The sequence below is a fragment of the Nocardioides sp. J54 genome, assembly GCF_000519005.1.
In the GTDB taxonomy this organism is placed as follows: Bacteria; Actinomycetota; Actinomycetes; order Propionibacteriales; family Nocardioidaceae; genus Nocardioides.
On record NZ_JAER01000011.1, the window covers coordinates 25,047 to 45,501 of the forward strand.

Consider the following 20,455-nt stretch of genomic DNA (forward strand, 5'->3'; position numbering starts at 1 on the left):
GTAGTCGCAGGACAACGAGAAGCGGAACCGCTCGTAGAAGGGACAACCGATGACGAACCTCCTTCGGCTGGCGCCGAACCGACGCGCCCGACTGTCGTCGGTGCTTCTCGTCCCGCTACCGGCTCGGGTAGACAGAGCCCTGTGTGAGGCCCAGGACCGGTGGCCGGTCCGCGACCTCGCCCCCGTTCCGGCAGGCTCGGGCCTCAAGTCCGTTCAAGGGACGGCCGGATTCCCGGTTCTCGGCCACACCCTGGACTACATCCGATACGGATCCGACTTCGCGCGTGCCAGACACGAGCGGCTCGGGCCGGTGACGTGGATGGGCGCCTTTGGCACCAAGGTGGTGGTAGTGGCCGGCCCGGACGCCACACAGGAGGCGCTGACCACCAAGGCGAAGTCCTTCTCTCAGGACGGATGGACCTTCCTCATCGATGCCTTCTTTCACCGGGGCCTGATGCTGATGAGTTTCGACGAACACAAGATGCATCGACGGATCATGCAGGAGGCGTTCACCCGCGATCGGCTCGCTGGATACGTCAACCAGCTCGGACCGACGCTGGAGGCGCGAATCCCGGAGTGGACTGCCGGCAAGTCCACGCGCATCTACCCGCTGCTCAAGACGCTGACCCTGGACGTTGCGACAGAGGTCTTCATGGCAGGGCGGGGCGGACGCGAGGACGCCGCTGCGATCAACGAAGCCTTCGTGGCGACCGTGCGCGCCGCCAGCTCGATCGTCCGGGTCCCGCTGCCTGGCACGCGCTGGAGAGCCGGTGTCCGTGGGCGCGCCTTGCTGGAGGCCTATTTCGCGCGTCACCTTCCGGCAGCGCGCAACGGTCAGGGCAGCGACCTCTTCGCGGGACTGTGTCATGCGCGGACGCCCGAAGGACAGGCCTTCACCGACGAGGACGTCATCAACCACATGATCTTCTTGATGATGGCGGCCCACGACACCTCCACCATCACCACCGCGGCCGCCGCCTACTTTCTCGCCAAGCACCCGGCGTGGCAGGAACGGGCCCGGACCGAGTCCGACCGCATCGGTGAACGGACCCCGAACATCGACGACCTGGAGTCGCTGGTGACTCTCGATCTCGTGATCAAGGAAACGCTGCGCCTGGCGGCGCCAGTGCCGATCGTCATGCGCAAGACCATCGAGGATGCAGAGATCGCGGGTCACCACATTCCAGCTGACACACTGGTGGCCGTCGCTCCGGCGGTCAACCACTTCGATGAATCGTGCTGGACCGACCCTGACGCCTTCGACCCGAGCCGATTCAGCGAGCCGCGGCGCGAGGACCAGCATCACCGCTTCGGGTGGATCCCGTTCGGCGGGGGAGTGCACAAGTGTATTGGTCTCCACTTCGGAACACTCGAGGTCAAGGCGATCCTTCACCACATGCTGCGCAACTATCGATGGACGGTCCCCGACGGCTACGAAGTCAGATGGGACAACACATCCCTACCGATTCCGGTAGACGGGCTGCCGATCACACTGGAGCGACGATGAGTCGCGCACCAGCGACGCTCCTGGCGGCGACCGAGTTTCTCGACACCGAGCACGAGGACGTCCGCGCCTTCACCGAGGCCACCGTGGGGGACGCGCGCAGCGACAAAGAAAAGGCGAAGCGCCTCTTCACTGCTGTCCGCGACCAAGTCTGGTACGACCCCTACACCGTGTCGACCGACCCCACCCACTACCGCGCGAGCTTCGTCCTCCAAGCAGGGCGCGCCTATTGCGTCCCGAAGGCGGTGCTCTTGACCGCGGTGTGCCGTGCAGCCGGAATCCCAGCGCGGTTGGGGTTCGCCGATGTGCGCAACCATCTGCAGACCGAATCGTTGCGAACCCTCATGGGCGGCACCGACTTGTTCGTCTACCACGGATACAGCAGCCTCCACATCGACGGGAAATGGCTCAAGGCCACCCCGGCGTTCAACGTCGAACTGTGCGCTCGTTTCGGTGTCCCGCCTGTGGAGTTCGACGGTGAGCACGACGCGCTCATGCACGCCTTCACTGGGGACGGGACCCAGCACATGGAGTACGTCCGCGACCGAGGTGTCTTTGACGACCTTCCCCTGACCGCGATCCTGACCGAGCTCCGGACCACATATGGATCGATGGTCCAGGCCTCGGCGCACGCGATCGACGACGCCTTCACCGCCGGGCCCGCCAGCCCGGTCAGAGCCGATGGTTCCTCAGGTCGGTCCACTTCGCCTCAGGAGGATCAATGATCACAACGACTACAGGTGCCGCACTCGAAGTGCGCAACCCGTCCGACGGTCGGCTGGTGGGAACCGTGTCCGTTGACGACCGTGACGCCGTGAACCGCCGTGCCACGCAGCTCCGCCTGGCCCAAGGTGCATGGGCCGAGGCTGGTCCGCGGCATCGTTCCAGGTGGCTGCGCCTCTGGCGCGACTGGATCCTCGCTCACTCCGATGAGCTCACCGACCTGCTACAGGCCGAGACGGGCAAGGTGCGTCCTGACGCTCTCGTAGAGACGACCGCGTCGTGCGAGTTCATCACCTACTACGCCGACCATGCGGAAGAGTTCCTCGCCGACGAAAGGGTCAAGACCGCGGGCGTCCTGAGCCTGCCGAAGCGACTGTCCCGGACCTACCAGCCCTACCCTCTCGTCGGTCTGATCACCCCGTGGAATTTCCCGATCACCCTATTCCTCATGGACGCAGCCCCCGCACTGGCTGCTGGTTGCGCGGTACTGGTGAAGTCCTCGGAGGAGACACCGCTGACTTGTGCGCGGGTCATCGACGGCTGGCGTGAGATCGGCGCTCCACCAGTCCTGGCCCATGTCACAGGAGCCGGCGGCGCTGGTGCCGCAGTGGCGGACGCCGCCGACTTCGTCCAGTTCACAGGCTCGACAGCGACAGGGCGCCAGGTCGCCCTCCGCTGTGCTGAGCAGTTGAAACCGGTGAGTCTGGAGCTGGGCGGCAAGGATCCGGCGATCGTGCTGGAGGACGCCGACCTCGCTCGAGCGGCCGAGGGCGTCGCCTGGGGTGGCCTGTTCAACGCAGGGCAGGTCTGCATCTCAGTCGAGCGCGTGTATGTCGTCGCTGCGGTCTACGAGGAGTTCGTGGCCCGCCTGACAGAGCGCGTGCAGTCCCTGACCCAGGGTGCGGACGCCGGCAACGATGTCGGTGCGATGGTGACCGCGAGACAGGTTGACATCGCGGATCGCCACGTCAGCGAGGCGGTGGCGGCGGGAGCGAAGCTAGTGGCCGGCGGCAGACGGGGAGCGGCCGGAAACTACTACGCGCCAACGGTCCTCGTCGGCGTGGATCACACGATGTCCTGCATGACCGAAGAGACCTTTGGACCCACGATCCCGGTGATGCGCGTCGCCGACGAAGAAGAGGCCATCCGACTGGCCAACGACTCGCCGTACGGATTGTCGGCGACAGTGTGGACTCGCAATCACGCTCGCGCCCGCCGCGTCGCACGGCGCCTGGAGGCCGGCGCGGTCAACATCAACGACGTCTTCAGCAACCTCTTCGCGATGACGTTGCCTCACAGTGGCTGGAAGGCCTCCGGCATGGGCGCCCGGCTCGGAGGACCCGACGGGCTGCACAAGTACTGCCGCGTCCGAGCGGTCACTGAGCCGCGACTTCCCGTCCTGCCAAAAGAACTTACGTGGTACCCGTACTCCGCCCGGCGCACGGCCATCGCCGCCACGGTCTTGCGCGCCGCAGCCGGGCGCGGCCTGCGCCAACGCCTCGGCCTGAACAAGGAACAGAGCAAATGACGCGCACCACTTCCCTCCCCGCCAAGACGATTGCGATCACCGGTGGAGCTCGCGGCATCGGCTATCAGACCGCGAAGGAGCTGATCCGACGCGGTCATCGGGTCGCCATCGGCGACATCGATGAGGCCCGTGTCAAGGAGTCGGCGGATGAGCTCGGTATCTCTGCTGTCACCCGCCTCGACGTCACTGACACCGACTCATTCCGTGCATTTCTCGACATGGTCGAGGACCAGCTTGGTCCCCTCGACGTGCTGGTCAACAACGCGGGGATCATGCCCACCGGGCACGCTCACGAGGAGGACGACGACGTGACCCGGCGGCAGGTGGAGATCAACGTCCTCGGAGTGATCTTCGGAACCAAGCTCGCCCTCCAGCGGATGCTGCCGCGGCGGGCCGGACACATCATCAACACCGCATCGCTGGCCGGGGAGCTCCCCGTACCGGGCCTGGCTACCTACTGCGGCACGAAGTTCGCGGTCATCGGATTCACCGAGGCAGCTCGACAGGAGTACCGCAACTCCGGAGTCCAGCTCTCCACCGTTCGGCCGACATTCACCAACACCGAGCTCGTCGCCGGCACCACCGGAGCCAAGGGGCTGCGCAACGCCGAGCCCGAGGAGATTGCTCGGGCGACAGCCGAGCTCATCGAACGTCCCCGCCCGTTCGTACGCGTCACCCGCCTCGCCGGAGGCATGGTCGCAGCAATGAAGTTCGTGCCGGGACGGTTGGCCTCCGCGCTGGGTTCGACCCTCGGCACGGATTCGGTCTTCCTCGACGACGTCGACATGGGCGCGCGCCAGGCCTACCTGGACCGAATCCGGAACAACTGACTCCACGCTCCAGAACCATCCGGCACACGAGAGGACGCAACATGACCGTCACCGCCTTGGTCGAGGACTACCCCCATCGAATGGGGGGACACTGCGGCTCCGGTGCGATGCGCGATCTCCTGCACTGGCACGGTCTGGGATGGGACGGCCCGCCCGATGAGGGTCTGGTGTTCGCGCTCGGCGGCGCCCTAGGGCTCTCCTACCTCCGGTCGAGCGAACTGTTTCCCCCGCTGTACCTGGTGGGACGAGGTGCCGACTTCGAAGTCGATCTACCGACACGACTGGGCGGAGTCGTGCAGGTGCTCACCACCGACGATCCCGGGGAGGGCTGGTCGTGGGTGCGTGAGGAACTCGACGCCGGCAGGCCCAGCCTGATCTGGGGCGACATCGCCGAGCTTCCCTATCTCCGTGTCCAGTTGCAGATGAGCCGCCACGACATCGTCGTCATCGGCTATGACGATGAGAGACAACTCGCCTACGTCGTGGACAACGATCGCGCCGAGGCGCAGGAGGTTCCGCTGGCAGCGTTGGCTCGGGCACGGGCCTCACAGGCGTTCCCGCAACCCACTCGTCACTGCACGTACCGCATCACCTGGCCCCCCTCCTTGCCCGGCATCGCGGAAGTCGCTGCAAGCGCGTTCTCCCAATCCGCAGGCAACATGCGCAATCCGTCACGCCACAGCATTGCCGGCCCAACCACTGCCGCCGTCGGTTCCGAAGGCCTGGAGGCGGTTGCTTTGTTCGCTGACGACATCGCGACCTGGGCGGAGCTTCCCGAAGACGAACTCGGGATCTTGCTGTTCAGCCTCGGTGCCTTCATCGAGAAGGCAGGCACCGGCGGCGGACTGTTCCGCCGACTGCTCGCAGACGGTTCCGCTGAGGTCGCACGACTGACCGGCGACCCGGCAAGCGCTGAGCTTGCGACCGAAGCCGCCCGTTGCGCACAAGGCTGGACAGACGCCGCCCGCGCCGCGGTCAAACGCGACACCCATCCGCGGTCGCGGATTGACGACCTGGTCCGGACGGCCAGCCGGCTACCGGAGTTGGAGTTGCGTCTCGTCGAGTCCCTCGAGCGTGCCGCAATCTCCTTGAACGCGAGAGATCACTGATCATCTCCATCGTCATCCCGAGGTTGCGTGCTTGCGAAATCGCTCCGTCAAGAAGTGCACATGAATCTAGGAATCGAATGCAGAGAACGATGTTGAACGTCCTCCCGACGACCACAGCAGTTCTGCGTCACGAGCTGGCGTTGCTCTCGACGGGTGCTGCGCTGCACACCCTGGCTGCCATCGAGCTTGCCGACGGCTCGCCCCATTCGGAGGTCCTGAGGCAGACAGGGGACCAGGAGTGACACGGATGTCGAAAGCATTGGACCAAGGCGACCACCAGCATGCGCAGGGCGGCACCGAAGTAGGAGCGCCCCGCGATCGGGAAACGATCTCGCGGTGGGCGTCGCACCTCGCCGGCCAGACTCCGGTGGAGATTGGCCAGACATTGCCCCCGCACTCGCCCGACTGCGCCGGGTGCGGGCCAGATAATCCCTCCGGCCTGCATTTGCACGCGGTCCGCACGGCGTTGGGCGTCGAAGCTGTGCATCGCTTCGCCGAGGGCCAGGTAGGCGCCCCTGGTATCGCACACGGAGGAGCGGTCGCTCTCGCTTTCGACGACCTCTTCGGGTTCGCCCTCTACACCGTTGGGTCGCTCGCCGTCACACGCAGCCTCACCATCGATTACCGAGCCCCGTTCCGGTTGCATCGGACGTACACGTTCCGTGCCCATGTGGCGCAACACGAAGGACGTCGGCTGCTACTTCATGCGGACGCGTGGGACGACGCCGGTCAGAAGGCCGGATCGGCCGGGGCCACTTTCGTGGTGGTCGGCCCTGAACACTTCACCGCGGTTGACCCAGAAACACAGCTGGAGGCGGAGTGCCGGTGAGGATTCATGCAATCCGGCCTGGTTGGGGCGTGGCGTGGTGGGTCGCTTTCTTGATCTGCAAGCCGGTGTTGGTGTTGGTCCGCCGTCGAGACTGGCGTGGGCTCGAACAGATCCCGTCGTGTGGCGGCGCTGTCCTTGCCGCGAACCACGTTTCCCATGTGGATCCCCTGCTCATCGCCGAGCTGGTGCTCGCGCACGGCAGGACTCCGGCCTTCTTGGCCAAGAGCAGTCTTTTCAGGAAGGGCGTCGTGGGATGGTGGTTCCGCGCTGCCGGGCATGTCGAGGTGGATCGATCGCATGGTGCGGACGGATTCGGCGCCGCGTTGATGGCACTTCGTGGCGGTGCACTTCTCGTGGTTTACCCCGAGGGATCGATCACGAAAGACCCAGGTGGGCGCATGATGCCTCTCAAGACAGGCGCCGTCCGATTGGCGCTAGAGACAGGTGCACCGCTCATTCCGGTAGCACAGCGGGGCGCCCAAGAGATCCTCCCCGCCTATGGTCGACGGCCGAGACTGTCCAAGCGCACGACGGTCACGATCAGCATCGGTCGTCCGCTGGATCTGACCGATCTCACGCAGCGCGGAGCCGTGCCTGACGCGGTCGATGCCGGGACGCGTCGCCTGGCGGACACCCTCGGCCGCATGCTGGAGGAACTGGCCGATGAGCGGCCTGGCCTCGCGAACACTTCAACGGGGTGTGACAGCACCCGATATCCGGCGCGGAAGAGGGCACCGCGCACCGAGTAGCTTCGGCTTCTTAGAGCATTCCAGTCATCCGGGCCGTTGTGTCGAAGAGCTGAACCTCGGCAGGATGCATCTGGTGTTGGACGACGAACGACCGGTGCTTGATCCGCCACAAGCCTTGGCCCGTGCCGAGCGTGGGGATGAGGCTCTGTTCGGTGCCGGTGAGCCCGAGTGCGGTGGCGGTGGCGCCGAGCTGGTCGGACTCCTGGCGATAGACGATCCGTGTCTCGGCGTTCGCCAGAAGCGAGGAGGCCAACGCACGCATTGCCGAACCCTGGTCGCCGACGTTGTCGAGGTCAGTGAGCTTGTGGAAGATCAGCATGTTCGCGATGCCGTAGTGGCGAGCGAGCCGCCAGTGCGCGTCCATCCGCCGCAGCAGGGCTGGGTGCGACATGAGCCGCCACGCTTCGTCGTACACGACCCAGCGCTGACCTCCGGCGGGATCCAGGAGCGCTGACTCCATCCACGCCGACGCGCAGGTCATCAGGACCGAGATGAGGGTCGCGTTCTCGGTGACGCGGGAGAGGTCGAGCGAGATCATCGGGAGCGTTGGGTCGAAAGTGACCGTGGACGGCCCGTCGAAGAGGCCGGCGAGGTCGCCGGCGACGAGCCGACGGAGGGCGTGCCCGACGAGTCGCCCGTCCTCGGTGAGGCGCCCATCCGGGTCGTCGGTGCGGTCCGGTGCGAGCAGCCGGTCGACGACCATCGGGAGGACGGGTACGTCGGTGCTCCGCACTGTGCGGTCGATCGCGATGTCGACGGCTGTGTGTTCGAGCGGGCTGAGGCGGCGGTCGAGCACGGTCTCGGCGAGCGCGCCGACGAGGTCTCGGCGGCGGGAGGCGATCTGGTTGGACCATTGCGCATCGTCGAGGCCAGATGGTCGGTGGCCTTCGTCGAGCGGGTTGAGTCGGTTGGGCATCCCGTGGCCGAGGGCGATGGCTCGGCCGCCTACGGCCTCGGCGACCGCGGTGTGCTCGCCCTTGGGGTCGCCGGGCACGTACACGCGGCGGCCGAACGGGATGGATCGCGTGTAGAGACTCTTGGCGAGGCAGGACTTGCCGGAACCGACGATGCCGGCAAGGACCAGATTTGGTGCGGTGATGAGGCCGCGGGCGTAGAGGATCCAGGGGTCGTAGACGAACGAGCTGCCGGAGTACAGGTCCTGGCCGACGAATACGCCCTCGCTGCCCAGGCCGCCTTCGGCAAGGAACGGGTACGCGCCCGCCAGGGTTGCTGACGTGTCCTGATGGCGTGGGACTCGGAATCGTCCGGGCGTGCGGAGAGCGGCCGGGCCCGTTTCGCCGGGGCGGGGTAGCGTCACCGTTGCCCGCTTCTCAGCCGAGAGCTGCTCAGCTTTGCGCTTCGCCTCGGTACGCCGGGCTTCGCGATCGGTGGACAGGAGCTCTCGCGCAGCCGCCTTGCGGAGCTTGCGATCGTGCCGCCGTTCGCGGCCTGGTGAGACGAGGACGGCTGAGTGGAGGCGCCCGTCCTGCCACCCGGTCACAGCGACATCCCTGGCTGGTGCGGCGAGCGCTGAACCGGTGCGAATGACGGGTAGTCGTGGATGTCGTAGGCGATCGTCGCCTCGATCTCGTGCGCCCGGTCCACGCATTCGGCGACCTGGTGGATCATCTCGGCGGCGCGGTGCAGCTCCCAGGACTCCCTGTACGACGCCGCCCGCCCGGCGTGTGCATCGCCGTTCATCCACGCCTGCTTGCGAGTTGGGCCATCGTGGAACTGGCCGAGCTGGTGCAGCGACTGGCTCAGCGACGCGAGCGTGGAGGTGATGGACCCGAGCACGGCATAGATCGCGGTCGGATCCTCGATCGAGCGCGTCGCGTGGGCGAGGCCGCGGACTGCTTCCCGGAGTTCGTCAGCGTCGGCGACCGGGTCGTTGAAGGTCGGCATTGGTGCTCCTCAGTCGATGGGCTTCTCATCGATGAGGTGCGCGTGATGGTCCGCCGTGTCGCCGGGGTCGCGCTCGCGGGCCGACCTACCCTAGGGCCGTGGCCGACCTAACTGAGCCTTGCCCGAACTGCGGCACCCTGATGCGCTGGGAGACCTCTCACGAGCGTTGCGACGGCTGCGGTTACATCCGGCCTTGCTGTGAGGGCGCCCCCTGTAACTGAGCCGGTCTACTCGTCGGCGGCGTCGCCGATGTCCCGGCGGCGGACACGGCGGCGCTTGCCTGTCTTGCGAAGCACGGGTCAAGGCTCGCGCACGGCGCGCCCGTTGCGACGGTTCTTGTGGGGCTTACAGAGCTGGCAGCCCTTGTGCTGCCGGTGAGGCGAGTCCGCCATGGTGACGACTCCGATCCGTGAACAACACCCGCCACGGAGGGCGGGGTTGGTGCGGGATCGAGGCCATGGAGGAACGCTACGCCGGATGTCCGACACCTTCTGGGGAACGGAAGACCCCGCAGGCGTCTCGGGTCACCTGCGGGGTCTGGGCAGAATCTTGGAGTATGCCGTCGGCCGTTGTCCCCGGAATCGAGATTTCAAGGTGGTTCCGGCGTCTCTAGACGCCTCGCGCGAGTGGCAGCGCGGCTACGGCGAAGCCCTGAGCCTGCTGTCCCCAGAGCCGCCGCGTTTCGCACGACGCCTGGATCGCCGCCTGCTCGATCGCGGCGACAGCGCGCTCGAGCTCGTCAGGATCGCTCGCGCTGACGGCGACGAAGCCGGTTGCCCGTAGGACGCCGTGGCCGGCGGTCAGGTCCGCCTCCTGCTGGAGAACGTCCTGGTACTCGGCCGCCTGTTGTGCGTCGTCGATCTGCCCGATCTTCTGTCGCTGGGCGGCGTCGGAGATGTACTCGGTCTTCTTCTTGCGGATGTCCCGAGCCGCTCTGTCGGTGCGCATCGGCGTATAGAGGATGGAGAACGTCCGCCGGATCCCGGAGGAGAGGAGCAGTGGTGCCAGGAAGCCAGGGAAGACCAGTGAGCGCGGCCACTCGCTGATCCAGAGAACGCAGTGGTGCGCGGAGTCGCTGCGAAGGCTGCCCCACGACTCGGTCACAGCTACCGGGCCGGCTGTCGCCAGATCACGGCCGACATCGCCGTGCCGCTCCAGGGCGCCCGCGACGGCCGGGTCGTAGGCCGAGCGAAGAATGAGGGCAAGGTCGCCAGGCGTAAGCCAGTCCGAGGGGGAGAGGTCTGCTGACCGAAGGGCCGCGAGCGTAGTCGCCATCTCCTGGCGGAGTACTGCGGCAGCGCCGCGGTTCCCGCCACCTGCGGCCCGGATCGCTCGACCAGCCGTCTTGATGTCGAGGGAGATCGAGATGGTGCTTGCGTGGCGCTCGCCGGCCGGGCCGGCGCGGTCGACGAGCTCGCCGTAAGTCCTCGACGCCCAGGTCTCGGTCCGGTTCCCGTGCTGCTCCCACCAGTCCGCCAGTCCCTTTCCGGAGTCGGGGAGCGTGCGCTCCATGACCTGGAGCGAAGCCAGGCGTCCGGATCGGCAGGCGGTCGCGAGCACGCGCCCCCAGCTGACCACCCGACGTTCCTGCTCCGCGGGGTCGAGCAGCACGAAGGCGGGGTGGGAGACGCCGACGATCGCGGTGAGTGTGGCGGCGTGCGGGTCGTGGACCATGACTGCGCTGGTCTCCGGATCGACCCACTGCCTGAGCCGAGCGGCATCACCGGGCAGCGCCAGTGTTCCTGCCGGGCGCGGTTTGACCACGCGGCGTCGGTACAACAGTTGACCGCCAGCGGAGCGCCAAAGCCACCGTGCTCCGATGGGTCCCCACTCGATGATCTTCCGGCCACCGACGCCGACGAATCCGAACACGACGAAGACGAGGATGATCGGAAAGGTCATGACGACCGCGCCCAGATAGAGGCCCAGGATCAGGGTCCCGGCGGCCAGGCTCGCCATCACGAGCTGCGGACCTGACAACCCGAGGAGGATCCCGCGCTTGGTGAGCCGCGAGAACTTGATCGGTGTCAGCGACGGTTCGGCGCTGCTCGGCGTACTCACTGCCGATCACTTCCATCCTGCGGACTCGGCAAGTGTCGAGTCCGCGACCGGCGGCGGGACCGTCGATGGCGCCGCCGAATCGTGAGCCTGGGCTTGACCCGTCGCCTGGGCGGCAACGAAGCCTCCGAGCCGTGGGCCGGCCGCCGCTGCTTCCTTCGCCACGACCGCGCCCGCGGCGACCGCGCCGCCCGCGGCGACCGCGCCGCCCGCGGCGGCCGCGCCCCCCGAGGCACCGGCTGCCGTCAGGCCACGGGAACCGCCACCAGCGGTGGCGCCGCCTGACGTCGTTCCGGCCGGTCCGCCACCGCCCGCCGTTGGCGTGACCGCGGGCGGCCCACCGGTCGTCATACCTCCGCCCCCGTCCCCGAGGATCTTGGTGGGCTCGCTGCCGGTGCGGCGCGCGAGCGGGATCGGCATCGGCCGGTTGAGCGACGCCTTGGCCTCCTGTTCGGCGGACATCGCGTGGTACATGTCGAAGCCCATGAAGGCGATGGCCTTGTAGGTCAGGTACGGCGCGAAGCCGGCCATCAGCATCAGGACGACGCCGGCCATCGGCTGGCTCACGGACTCCAGGTCCGCGTCGATCGGGGCCGAGACCTGAGCGGTGGCGAGCAGGAAGATCACCACGAGGACGACCTTCGAGAGGATCATGGCGATCACGAAGGTCGCCCAGCGGCTGAGCCAGGTGCGGGTGTGGTCCCAGCTGGATCCGGCCAGGGCGATGGGCGCGAACACGATCGCGATGAGCAGAAGGGCCTTCCGGATCAGGAGGCTGATCCAGACCACCATCGCGCCGATGATGGCGAGGCTGGCGAGGAAGATCGTCAGGATCGCGCCGGCGCCCGGGGCGCTGAGGTTGATCGCGCCGAGTCCGGCGGCGAGTACGGCGACCTTGTCGCCCATCTCGTTCATGTTGGTGCCGGCGGCGTTGACGATGCCGATGCAGAGCTGGTCGGTGATCTCGAGCGCCGTAGCGAGCAGAGCGAGGGCGACGAAGGATCCCAGGATCGATTTCGCGAGCCCGAGCGCAGCTCTGGAGAGAGCGGCTGGCTCACGGCGGATCATGCCGCCGATGACCTGGAGCATGAAGAAGCCGAGCATCACGAAGACGCCGACGCCAAACATGATGTTGTAGACCTTCGTGTACTCACCGCTGGTCACATCGACGACGGTCGTGGTGTCGATGACCTTCCACACCGAGGTGAACATCCATTCGGCCGCACCGCCCATGCCCTGGGCGAGCCAATCGAATGGCGCTGTCACAACTGCGCCGGCCGCATCGCCAGCGGCGTTGCAGACCTCGTGAATCACCGGGACGTCGCAGACACTCATGACAGGTTCCTCAGACCTGCTGGCCGACGTTCCAGAAGAAGTTCACCAGGGTCACGGAGGCGCCGCAGACAATCGCGGCGCCGAGCGCTACGAGGACGCCGAGTTTGCCGCGACCGGCGAGGTGCGGGTTGGACGAGTTGGCTCCCAACGCCCACACGATGGCCGAGATGATCAGGGCGAGTACGGCGAGGACCAGACCGACCGTCATCGATGCCCCGACGATCTTCTTGAGCTGGCCGATTCCAGGCAGGCCGTTGGAGTTCGGATCGATCTGGATGTCGAGGGGGAGCAGGAGAGCTGCAGTGAGAAGGTTCATCGGAGGGCTCCTGACGTCGGACGGGCGGACGTCTTAGAGGTGTGCGCCGATGTCCAGCAGCCAGTTCGCCCAACCCAGGGCGGCACCGGTCAGCGTGGCTCCGCCTATCGCGACGAAACAGCCAACCTTCGCCTTCTGGGCTGTGTGCCAGCTACCAGAGTTGGACGCGATGGCCCAGGTCGTAGCCGAGATGACGAGCATGAGTACGGCGATGATCAGGCCATAGGTCAGGAGGGCACCGACGATGGCTCGGAGGTCACCGGCGCCGCCGACTGCACCGAAGTCTGGGCCAACTTCAGCCCTGACCAGATTGCGTGGGCTCACGGTCATCAGGTGCGCGGCGGAGACCGCGCGCATCTGGCGGGGTCGAGCCCTCAAACGGTGGACACTTCTTGGCGGTCAACCCAGCCGGCGAACGGTCATGACCTCACCCGCGAACTCACCGATCGTTCCGTAGCGGACGACATCGCCAGTCCGGGGCGCGTGCAGGATCCGGTCGCCGCCGACGTAGATGGCGACGTGGTGTGGGCGGCCGGCGCCCGGATAGCCGAAGAAGATCAGGTCTCCGGGCCGCTTGTCGCTCCACGCGATGCCCTGTCCGGCGTGAATCTGGGAGCCGCTGTAGTGGGGGAGTCGGATGCGTCCCCCTGAGGCTTGGTATGCGGCGTAGAGCACGAGGCCGGAGCAGTCGAAACCTCCGCCGGTGGGTCCTTCAAAGTTGCCTCCGCCCCAGACGTACGGCTTGCCGAGTTGTGTGGCTGCCGCAGTGACGAAGGCCCCAGGGAAGCCCGGTGGGAGGTTCGCGGGAAGCTCGCCGGCGGGCTGGGCGCAGTCGAGGTTGCTGGTGAGCGCGACGCCGCTGAGAGCGCTCAGGACCTTCTCGGCGATCGGCTGGTTGACGGCGTACCGGTCCGGATACGCGGATACCTGCACAGCCTGCGCTGCGGCTCCTGGGTCCATCGACTGCCAACCATTGATGTCGAGGAGTCCGCGCGGAGACCCGTGGTTGGGCCCGTTCGGCCCGCCGTAGAAGGCACGGGTCGACCAGACCGGATCCATGAGGTTCTCGACCGCGCCCCAGCCTGCGGCGGGTCTCTGTTGGAACATGCCAACGGAGTCGTGGTCGCTGCCGTCACCGTCGTTGGGGATGTCCGCGGAATGTGGGTAGGCGCTCGTGTTCGACAGGACTCGGAGTGACGACTCCGTCAGGGCGGTCATGATCGCGATGAGCTGACCGCGCGCCGGTATCTGCTGCTGGTTGCCGACGGCGATGATCGTCGCGGCCCGCGTGAGCTGTTGCTTGTCGAGGGTGACTGTCTCGCCGTGCGTGTTAGTGGCGGAGAGCCCCTCCGGGACAGGGCCAGCAACGCCGAGGCTCGAGGTCGCCTGGCCGTCCCACATGCAGCTGCCTGATCCTGCGGCTGCCGGGCTCACGAGTGTTGCCACTCCGAGGACGGCGGCTCCAGGCGCGAGCAGGACTGCGGCTGCGGCGCCGACGGCGAGGACCTTCATGCCCATCCGGGCTCACCTCAGTGGATTGTCGAGCTCGGAGAGGCGCAGGACGTGGCAGCGCTCGAAGGACGGCTGGCAGGCGACGAAGATCGTGAAGGAGACCGGGTACGACGACTCGGCCACCTCGCCGTTCCAGACTCCGGTGCGGTGACGGGTGCCCGTGATCGTCACGGCTGTCGTCCCTGGGCGCAGATGCCCGTGTGCTTGCTCGACGGCGTCTGCCCAGGAGTCAGGCACGTAGGCCTCGTCGATCTCCATGGTCTGCTCGACTTCCATCGCACCGAGGTCGAGCCATTGCTCCACGGTCGGGAGGTACGTCGCGACGTCGGTTAGCAGGCCGGGTGTCTCCTCGCCGGAGGGATCGGCGTCGGCCAGGACTGCCGAGGTGTAGTCGGTCGGAAGGAACCCTGCCGTTGTGTCCCAGTCGAACAGCGAGACCGCCACGGCCCGGGCGTAGGCCACCGCGTCGGTAGTGTGCGGCAGAGAGCGATCCCGCAGGGTGTCGACCGGGTTGGTCGGGTCCGCCACGACCTCGACAGCCGTGGGTGGCCCGTCGGGTGCTCCGGAGGATGTGCCGCCAGGTCCGCGGATAAGGCCGTAGATGCCGATGGCCGCGGTCAGAATCGCGAGCGCGCATCCGAGGAGAAGCATGATCTGGCGGCCGGTCAGGTTGGACATCGGAGCTCCGAGTGGCGACGTATTTCAGGGACGCCCGATAGGTGCGCTGACTATGCCGATGTCGCGGCGTGCCGACGCGCGGCAACGAGCTGGTCGCGGAACGCGATCGTCGCTGTCACGACGCGGTCGAAGCGCTCCCAATCGCTGCGTGTGAGCTGGGCGGCGAGGGCGTCGACGTCGTACAGCTCCGTCCACCCGTCGAGCTCGGTCCAGGTCAGGTTGAAGGAGCGGACGCTTCTGTAGTGGCTGCTCGGTCCGTGGCTGCGCTTGAGGTTCTTGCGGCCCTTCTCGCGCGCCTCGCGCTCGGCACGCTCCCGTGCCTCGCGCGCCAGCCGCGCGAGATCCGTCTCTTCCTCCGGCTGAGGCCGTTGCGCCTGGTCGAAGGCTTCCTTGACCTGGACGTAGAGCGGCTTCACCGGCTCACCCTGTTCGATCCTCTTCAGCGCGTCGTTCGCCATCGCGCGGATCTCCGGCGGCGTCGCCTTTCGGGAGGCCCAGTCCATGAGCGCGCAGACCCGCTCGTGGGTGTTGTACGACGCCTTGCCGGTGATTGCCATGGCCGCATGTGACCGAGCGTCACCGGCTTCACCTGGCTCCGCACCGGGTGCGGACCCGGAGCCCCCGAACTGCGTCGCCTGCATCCGCCGCTCCGCGTCTTCGGCTCGAAGCGCCTTCAGTTCTCGGTAGAGCGCTGCCTTCTCGAGCTCGTTGAGCGGCTTGTGCAGCTGGTTCTCATCCTGCTCGGCGAGCAGCAGCGAGAGCTTGTCGGAGATCCCGGAGCGCACCCAGACCTTCATGGTGCGCCAGCCGAGCCGGCGTACGGCCTCGAGCCGCCGCCACCCGCACACGAGGACTCCTTCGGGGGTGATGGTGATCGGCTGGAGCATGCCGAGCCGTTCGATCGACTCCATGAGGGGCTTGAGGTCGCCGGGGTCCTTGCGGTGGCGGACGCCGACCGTGATCGAGTCGAGCGCTCGGTCGAGTTCGATGTGGCCGCGGATGTCAGGCATGGATCCGAGCCTTCGGTCGAGGAGCGGTCTCGCTGATCTCGAAGACGAGGAGGTCGTCGTCCAGGAGTTCGGCTACCGGGTGGCCGATGAGAAGTCGCAGAAGGACGCCGTGGCCGTCCGACGTACATGCCTCGTCGGGGTTCGGATTGCCAAGCACGATCCGCAGCACCGTCGACCATGCCTCTTGCTCGATGTCGAGGAGTGCCCGCGCGGTGTGGTCGCGACGGAGGGCCGCGTGGGCCTTGGGGCGTGATCCGGATTCGACTAGGCGGGCGGAGATGTAGTCGAGCGTGCAGGTCGCCGTGTCTCGTGGCCAGCCGAGCGCGGTGAAGAGGTCGATCGTCGCGTCGACCGCTTCGTACGCGCCCGTCGGCGGAGTCTCGTCCCGGTTGAACGGCTCGACGGCGAGCGCGGGAAGGAAGTTGGGCAGGTCGGCGTCCGTGTCGCAGAACCGGCGTACGTCATGATGCCTGGAGATCTCTGGCCGCCTGGCCTGGTCGACAGAACACAGGAGCCCGTCGGCGCGCTCCTCGGCAATGAGCGTGACCTTGACCGCCATGGTGACGACGGCCCACGGGTCATCGGCCGTGCGCACCGCGTAGGTCCGCATTGCCTCGAACGCTGCTGCAGCTCCGGCGGTCGGGTCGCAGCGGTGCTTGATCGCGAGCGCCTCGTACTTCCGGGCGGCGTAGAGCATGAGGTCGTGGGCCTCGGCGTCGTGCTCCCACGCGTTCTGGCCGGACACCCGCAGACGGACGAGCAGCCGGCGCAGTCCAGTTGCGGTTTCGAATGAGTGGCTCATAGCGACAGTCCTTCCGTCTGATTTGCCGCCGGTATCGGCGCGGGGGAGTGGACCCCTCGTTGGACGGACCGCTGCTTCGTGATGGGAGTACGGCGTGCGCGGCGGATCATCTCGGCATGGAGGTCGATGCCGCGCCCGACCATAGGAGTGACGTACGAAGCGAGCTCGGTCGGGCGAATCCAGGCGATGCCCTTGGGCGCCTTTGCCGGAGCGTGCGCTTCAGTCGCCGACAGTGACGGATCTTGGTGATGAGCGAGGGCGCTCGCGGCCGCGTCGGTGTTCGGCACCGTTGGCTCGGGCGGACGGTAGCTGTGGCGGTGGTACTCGACGTGGGTGTTCACAGGTGGATCGCCTCAGTCCGCTGAGTAGGGCCCAGGCGGCTCCCGGGGCCGAGCCGGGACGCGATCCGAAAGGCGGAGTCGATGGTCGACTCGATCTCCCGATCGGGGAGGCCGGCGTACTGGGCGGCGGGCATCAAGTAGCTGACGGCGTTCGCGCGGCTCTGGCCGTCTTCGGCCATGCGGCATGACGCCCAGAAGAGGGCACGGTTGCGTCCGCCTTCGGGAGTCAGTGCAACTACCCGGGCGAGTGCCTCTGGTCGACATCCTGTGGGTGGGAGGCGGGAGGGTGGACCTACCGGCTTCAGTCGGGGCGGCTCCAGTAACTGGCGCAGCATGGCGGCGTCCAGCGACTTCGCCGGCTGGGTCGTCACCGCGAGGACGTCGTACGCCCTGTTCGCGCCGTCGACCTCGAGTCGCGACGGGGGAGCAATGACGTAGCCGCCATCGCCCCGGAAGTCGACGTGGGCGGACGGAACCTGCCAGGAGCGTTGCTCGTGGTCCGGCTCGGCGGGGTAGTAGGCGTGGATCCCGCCTGACGGAGTGCGGACAAGCCAGCCCCAGCCGTCGGCGAGCCCCTCGGAGCGCGCGCGCTCGAACGCACCGAATCCGCTGCCTCCCGTGTGGACGTCAACGTCGACGACGACGATGCCGGTGTGGGTGCCGGTGGGAAGACCGATGTTCGCTTCGGGGGTGCGCTCCCACCAGCTGTGAACGACGCGCGCGGATGACGTCGCGTCATGGAATCCGTTGGGCGTGAGGGGCTGCTTGCCGCGCGGGACACATGGGAATACCGGGATCCCCAGGTTGGCGTAGCGGACCGCGGCGCCGGCCAGGGTGGGCTCGGCTGCGACGCGTTGCATCGTTGACACTGTCCACTGGGGGACTGGCTTTGCCGGGTCGAACATGCCCCGACGTTGACCCGGGAGCGTTACCGGATTCCGGTAACAAGGGCGGCGAACGTCGAGCGGAACGATGCGTTTCCGCAGGTCAGCGGCGTTCCCTAAGAAACCCGGGCGTTGCTGGCGTTGGCTGCTTGTGAGAGGAAGTGGTCGTCCCTTGCCGTGACGCGAACGCCCGGCCTGGTTCGACCGCGCGATCACGGCCCCGCGAGACTGAGGCGCTCGTTGATCGCTGCCACCGTGCGGCCGGCGGTCCGTCCCACGCCGAGCAGAGTGGCAGAGGCCGCCCCGGTCCAGTCGCCATACCCGACCAGGAACAGTCGCGGTTCGCCGACGGCCTGGGTGCCTGACGGGCCGCTGGTCGCGATCCGGCCTTCCCGCCCGCGCAGGCCAAGCGGGGCGAGGTGTCGGAGGGTGGGGCGGAAGCCGGTGCACCAGATGATGGTGTCCACCGCTTCCGTGTTGCCGTCTGCCCAGGCGACCCCGTCGCGGGTGAGCCGGTCGAACATCGGCCGAGCCTGGAGCGCGCCGCGGTCCCGGGCCCGGCGGACCGTGGGCACCATGACGATGTCGCCGAGCCCGGCCACGCCGGCGTGTTCGCGGCCTTCCTGGAGGGCGCGGACTCGTTGGGTGGCTTCGGCGAAGAGGACCCGGCCGTCGATGTCGTCGGGCAGGAACCGCGGCGGTCGCAGTGTGAACCAGAACGTTTCTGCTACCTCGGAGACCTCGGCGAGGATCTGGGCCGCGGAGTTCCCGCCGCCCACCACCGCCACACGCCGCTCCGCGAGCTTGTCGGGGTTGCGGTAGTTGGCGGCGTGCAGCTGTTCTCCGGCGAAGGTCTCCATGGCGGGGTAGCGCGGCCAGAAAGGCTGGTCCCAGGTCCCGGTCGCCGACACCACCACGCGTGCGTGCACGTCCAAGCCCGCCGCGGACACCAGCACCCGGCCGCGCGGGTCGTCGTCGACGCGTTGGACCCGGGTCACCCGGTGCGGGCGCAGCGGGCGCAGCTCGTAGCGGGACTCGTAGGCGGCGAGGTAGTCGACGACGTGCTGACGGGGCGGGAACCCGAGGGCGGCGTCGTTCCAGGGCGGCATCATCAATCCCGGCAGGGAGGAGAAGCTTGCGGGCGAGAACAGCCGCAGGCCGTCCCACATCCGGGGCCAGGCGCCGCCGGGTCCGTCACCGGCATCGAGGATCACGAAGTTCTCACCGGGGACTAGGCCGGCGCGGCGCAGATAGTAGCCGGTGGCGAGGCCGGCCTGTCCGCCGCCGATGATGGCGACGTCGACCTCCCGCACGACGTCGCGCACGTCCGGGGCGGCGGGGTTCAGTTGACCGGGCTGCGGCGCTCGAGCAGGACGGTGTCGCGCCAGACGCCGTCGAGTTGGGCGATCCGGGTGCGGACGGCGAGGGTCCGGTAGCCGGCTGAGTGGTGGAGCGCGAGGCTGGCGCGGTTCTCGGGGAAGATCGAGGTCTGCAGGGTCCACATGCCGGCGGCGTCGGCCTCGGTGACTTGGGTGAACAGCAGTGCCTTGCCGACGCCGCGGCCCCGGGCGGCCTCGGTGACGTAGACCGAGGTCTCGCCGACGCCGCGGTAGCACTCGCGGCTGGAGGCGGGGGTGATCGCGGTCCAGCCGACGACCTCCTCATCGAGCTCGGCCACCCAGGCCAGTCCGGGCAGCCACCTGGCCCGCATCTGCTTCGCGGTCGGCACCTGGGTCTCGAAGGTGGCGTTGCGGGTGGCCAGGCCCTCCTCGTAGATCGCGAGCACGCGCGGCATGTCCGCGTCGACGACCGGGCGGGTGGTGACGTCGGTCGGAAGGTCCTCGGGGCAGCACGGCGGCGAGGAGAGGGTGCCCATGATGACGTCAGCGGCGTGGGGGAGGCCTGTGCAGCAGGCCGCGTTGACCGACACCATGCTGGAGGTGCCCACCTTGTCCACGATCACGAAACCGACCTTCTTGAGCAGGTCGACGTGGTGGCTGCAGGTGCTCTGGCTGATCCCGAGCTGCCGGGCGAGATCGCCGATCCGCAGCGCGCCGGACGGCGACGTCGACAGCGCGTGCAGCAACCGGACCCGCGTCGGGTCGGCCAGGAGCGCGAACCACTCGGCGTAGTTCTCCGCGTCCGTCTTCGTCAGTGACGGCGCCGGGCGGACGTCCTCGTACAGCGGCAGCCGGCGGCTGTCGGCGGCCCGCGCGGGCGGCTGGGTGACCGGGGTTGTCGGCATGGGGAAAGAATACCTTGCTTTCATCGACGGGGGTCGATACAGTCCAAATCCATCGACGGACGTCGATAGATTAGCCGACTGTTCTGAGGAGTCCCCT

The 20,455-nt window shown here is 67.7% G+C and carries 20 protein-coding genes; 7 read left to right on the forward strand and 13 right to left on the reverse strand.

Annotated features, from left to right (window positions below):
* Positions 1-49: 49 nt before the first annotated feature.
* The 7 genes from NOCJ54_RS0109825 (at position 50) to NOCJ54_RS24920 (ending at position 7,272) form a co-directional block, all read left to right on the forward strand.
* A complete protein-coding gene (locus NOCJ54_RS0109825; RefSeq protein WP_028655371.1) occupies positions 50-1,507 on the forward strand; it encodes a cytochrome P450 in 1,458 nt (485 codons plus the stop codon).
* The gene (locus NOCJ54_RS0109830) at positions 1,504-2,229 is read left to right on the forward strand and encodes a transglutaminase-like domain-containing protein (RefSeq protein WP_028655372.1); all 726 of its coding nucleotides are present in this window, start codon (positions 1,504-1,506) and stop codon (positions 2,227-2,229) included. The genes NOCJ54_RS0109825 and NOCJ54_RS0109830 overlap by 4 nt, the downstream gene beginning before the upstream one ends.
* On the forward strand, positions 2,226-3,755 hold the full coding sequence (locus NOCJ54_RS0109835) for an aldehyde dehydrogenase family protein (RefSeq protein WP_028655373.1): 1,530 nt from the start codon (positions 2,226-2,228) through the stop codon (positions 3,753-3,755). Before NOCJ54_RS0109830 ends, NOCJ54_RS0109835 begins: the two co-directional genes overlap by 4 nt.
* Positions 3,752-4,585, forward strand: coding sequence for an SDR family oxidoreductase (locus tag NOCJ54_RS0109840; RefSeq protein ID WP_028655374.1), 834 nt, complete (start codon positions 3,752-3,754; stop codon positions 4,583-4,585). The genes NOCJ54_RS0109835 and NOCJ54_RS0109840 overlap by 4 nt, the downstream gene beginning before the upstream one ends.
* A gap of 41 nt (positions 4,586-4,626) precedes the next feature.
* Positions 4,627-5,694, forward strand: a complete 1,068-nt coding sequence (locus NOCJ54_RS0109845; protein WP_028655375.1) for a BtrH N-terminal domain-containing protein — start codon at positions 4,627-4,629, stop codon at positions 5,692-5,694.
* A 247-nt stretch (positions 5,695-5,941) separates the two neighbouring features.
* Positions 5,942-6,523: a PaaI family thioesterase gene (locus NOCJ54_RS24915; protein ID WP_051485672.1), complete on the forward strand. Its 582-nt coding sequence runs from the start codon at positions 5,942-5,944 to the stop codon at positions 6,521-6,523.
* Positions 6,524-6,594: 71 nt separating this feature from the next.
* Positions 6,595-7,272 (forward strand): lysophospholipid acyltransferase family protein, encoded by a 678-nt coding sequence (locus NOCJ54_RS24920; protein WP_232221741.1) that lies wholly within the window; start codon positions 6,595-6,597, stop codon positions 7,270-7,272.
* 10 nt (positions 7,273-7,282) lie between these two features.
* Here NOCJ54_RS24920 and NOCJ54_RS0109865 read toward each other — a convergent pair whose 3' ends face one another.
* The 13 genes from NOCJ54_RS0109865 to NOCJ54_RS0109925 form a co-directional block, all read right to left on the reverse strand.
* Positions 7,283-8,773: an ATP-binding protein gene (locus tag NOCJ54_RS0109865; protein WP_028655376.1), complete on the reverse strand. Its 1,491-nt coding sequence runs from the start codon at positions 8,771-8,773 to the stop codon at positions 7,283-7,285.
* The gene (locus tag NOCJ54_RS24925; protein ID WP_051485673.1) at positions 8,770-9,177 is read right to left on the reverse strand and encodes a hypothetical protein; all 408 of its coding nucleotides are present in this window, start codon (positions 9,175-9,177) and stop codon (positions 8,770-8,772) included. The genes NOCJ54_RS0109865 and NOCJ54_RS24925 overlap by 4 nt, the downstream gene beginning before the upstream one ends.
* Positions 9,178-9,786: 609 nt before the next feature.
* Positions 9,787-11,238, reverse strand: a complete 1,452-nt coding sequence (locus NOCJ54_RS0109875; RefSeq protein WP_028655377.1) for an SCO6880 family protein — start codon at positions 11,236-11,238, stop codon at positions 9,787-9,789.
* Positions 11,239-11,244: 6 nt separating this feature from the next.
* Positions 11,245-12,570 (reverse strand): conjugal transfer protein TrbL, encoded by a 1,326-nt coding sequence (locus NOCJ54_RS0109880; RefSeq protein ID WP_028655378.1) that lies wholly within the window; start codon positions 12,568-12,570, stop codon positions 11,245-11,247.
* A gap of 10 nt (positions 12,571-12,580) precedes the next feature.
* Positions 12,581-12,886, reverse strand: coding sequence for a DUF6112 family protein (locus tag NOCJ54_RS0109885; RefSeq protein ID WP_028655379.1), 306 nt, complete (start codon positions 12,884-12,886; stop codon positions 12,581-12,583).
* Positions 12,887-12,919: 33 nt separating this feature from the next.
* Positions 12,920-13,243 (reverse strand): DUF6112 family protein, encoded by a 324-nt coding sequence (locus NOCJ54_RS0109890; protein WP_232221737.1) that lies wholly within the window; start codon positions 13,241-13,243, stop codon positions 12,920-12,922.
* A gap of 42 nt (positions 13,244-13,285) precedes the next feature.
* The gene (locus NOCJ54_RS28180; RefSeq protein ID WP_084255028.1) at positions 13,286-14,404 is read right to left on the reverse strand and encodes a C40 family peptidase; all 1,119 of its coding nucleotides are present in this window, start codon (positions 14,402-14,404) and stop codon (positions 13,286-13,288) included.
* A 6-nt stretch (positions 14,405-14,410) separates the two neighbouring features.
* Positions 14,411-15,076, reverse strand: coding sequence for a hypothetical protein (locus NOCJ54_RS0109900; protein ID WP_051485675.1), 666 nt, complete (start codon positions 15,074-15,076; stop codon positions 14,411-14,413).
* Positions 15,077-15,126: 50 nt separating this feature from the next.
* Complete coding sequence (locus NOCJ54_RS0109905; RefSeq protein ID WP_028655382.1) at positions 15,127-16,086, reverse strand: ParB N-terminal domain-containing protein; 960 nt, start codon at positions 16,084-16,086, stop codon at positions 15,127-15,129.
* A complete protein-coding gene (locus tag NOCJ54_RS24935; protein WP_036517447.1) occupies positions 16,079-16,888 on the reverse strand; it encodes a hypothetical protein in 810 nt (269 codons plus the stop codon). Before NOCJ54_RS24935 ends, NOCJ54_RS0109905 begins: the two co-directional genes overlap by 8 nt.
* Before the next feature lie 337 nt (positions 16,889-17,225).
* Complete coding sequence (locus NOCJ54_RS24940; protein ID WP_051485676.1) at positions 17,226-18,089, reverse strand: bifunctional DNA primase/polymerase; 864 nt, start codon at positions 18,087-18,089, stop codon at positions 17,226-17,228.
* Between the two features lie 236 nt (positions 18,090-18,325).
* Positions 18,326-19,438 carry an ArsO family NAD(P)H-dependent flavin-containing monooxygenase gene (locus NOCJ54_RS0109920; protein ID WP_028655383.1) on the reverse strand — a complete coding sequence of 371 codons (1,113 nt, stop codon included), beginning with the start codon at positions 19,436-19,438 and terminating at the stop codon, positions 18,326-18,328.
* 17 nt (positions 19,439-19,455) lie between these two features.
* The gene (locus tag NOCJ54_RS0109925; RefSeq protein ID WP_084255030.1) at positions 19,456-20,358 is read right to left on the reverse strand and encodes a helix-turn-helix domain-containing GNAT family N-acetyltransferase; all 903 of its coding nucleotides are present in this window, start codon (positions 20,356-20,358) and stop codon (positions 19,456-19,458) included.
* Positions 20,359-20,455 lie beyond the last annotated feature (97 nt).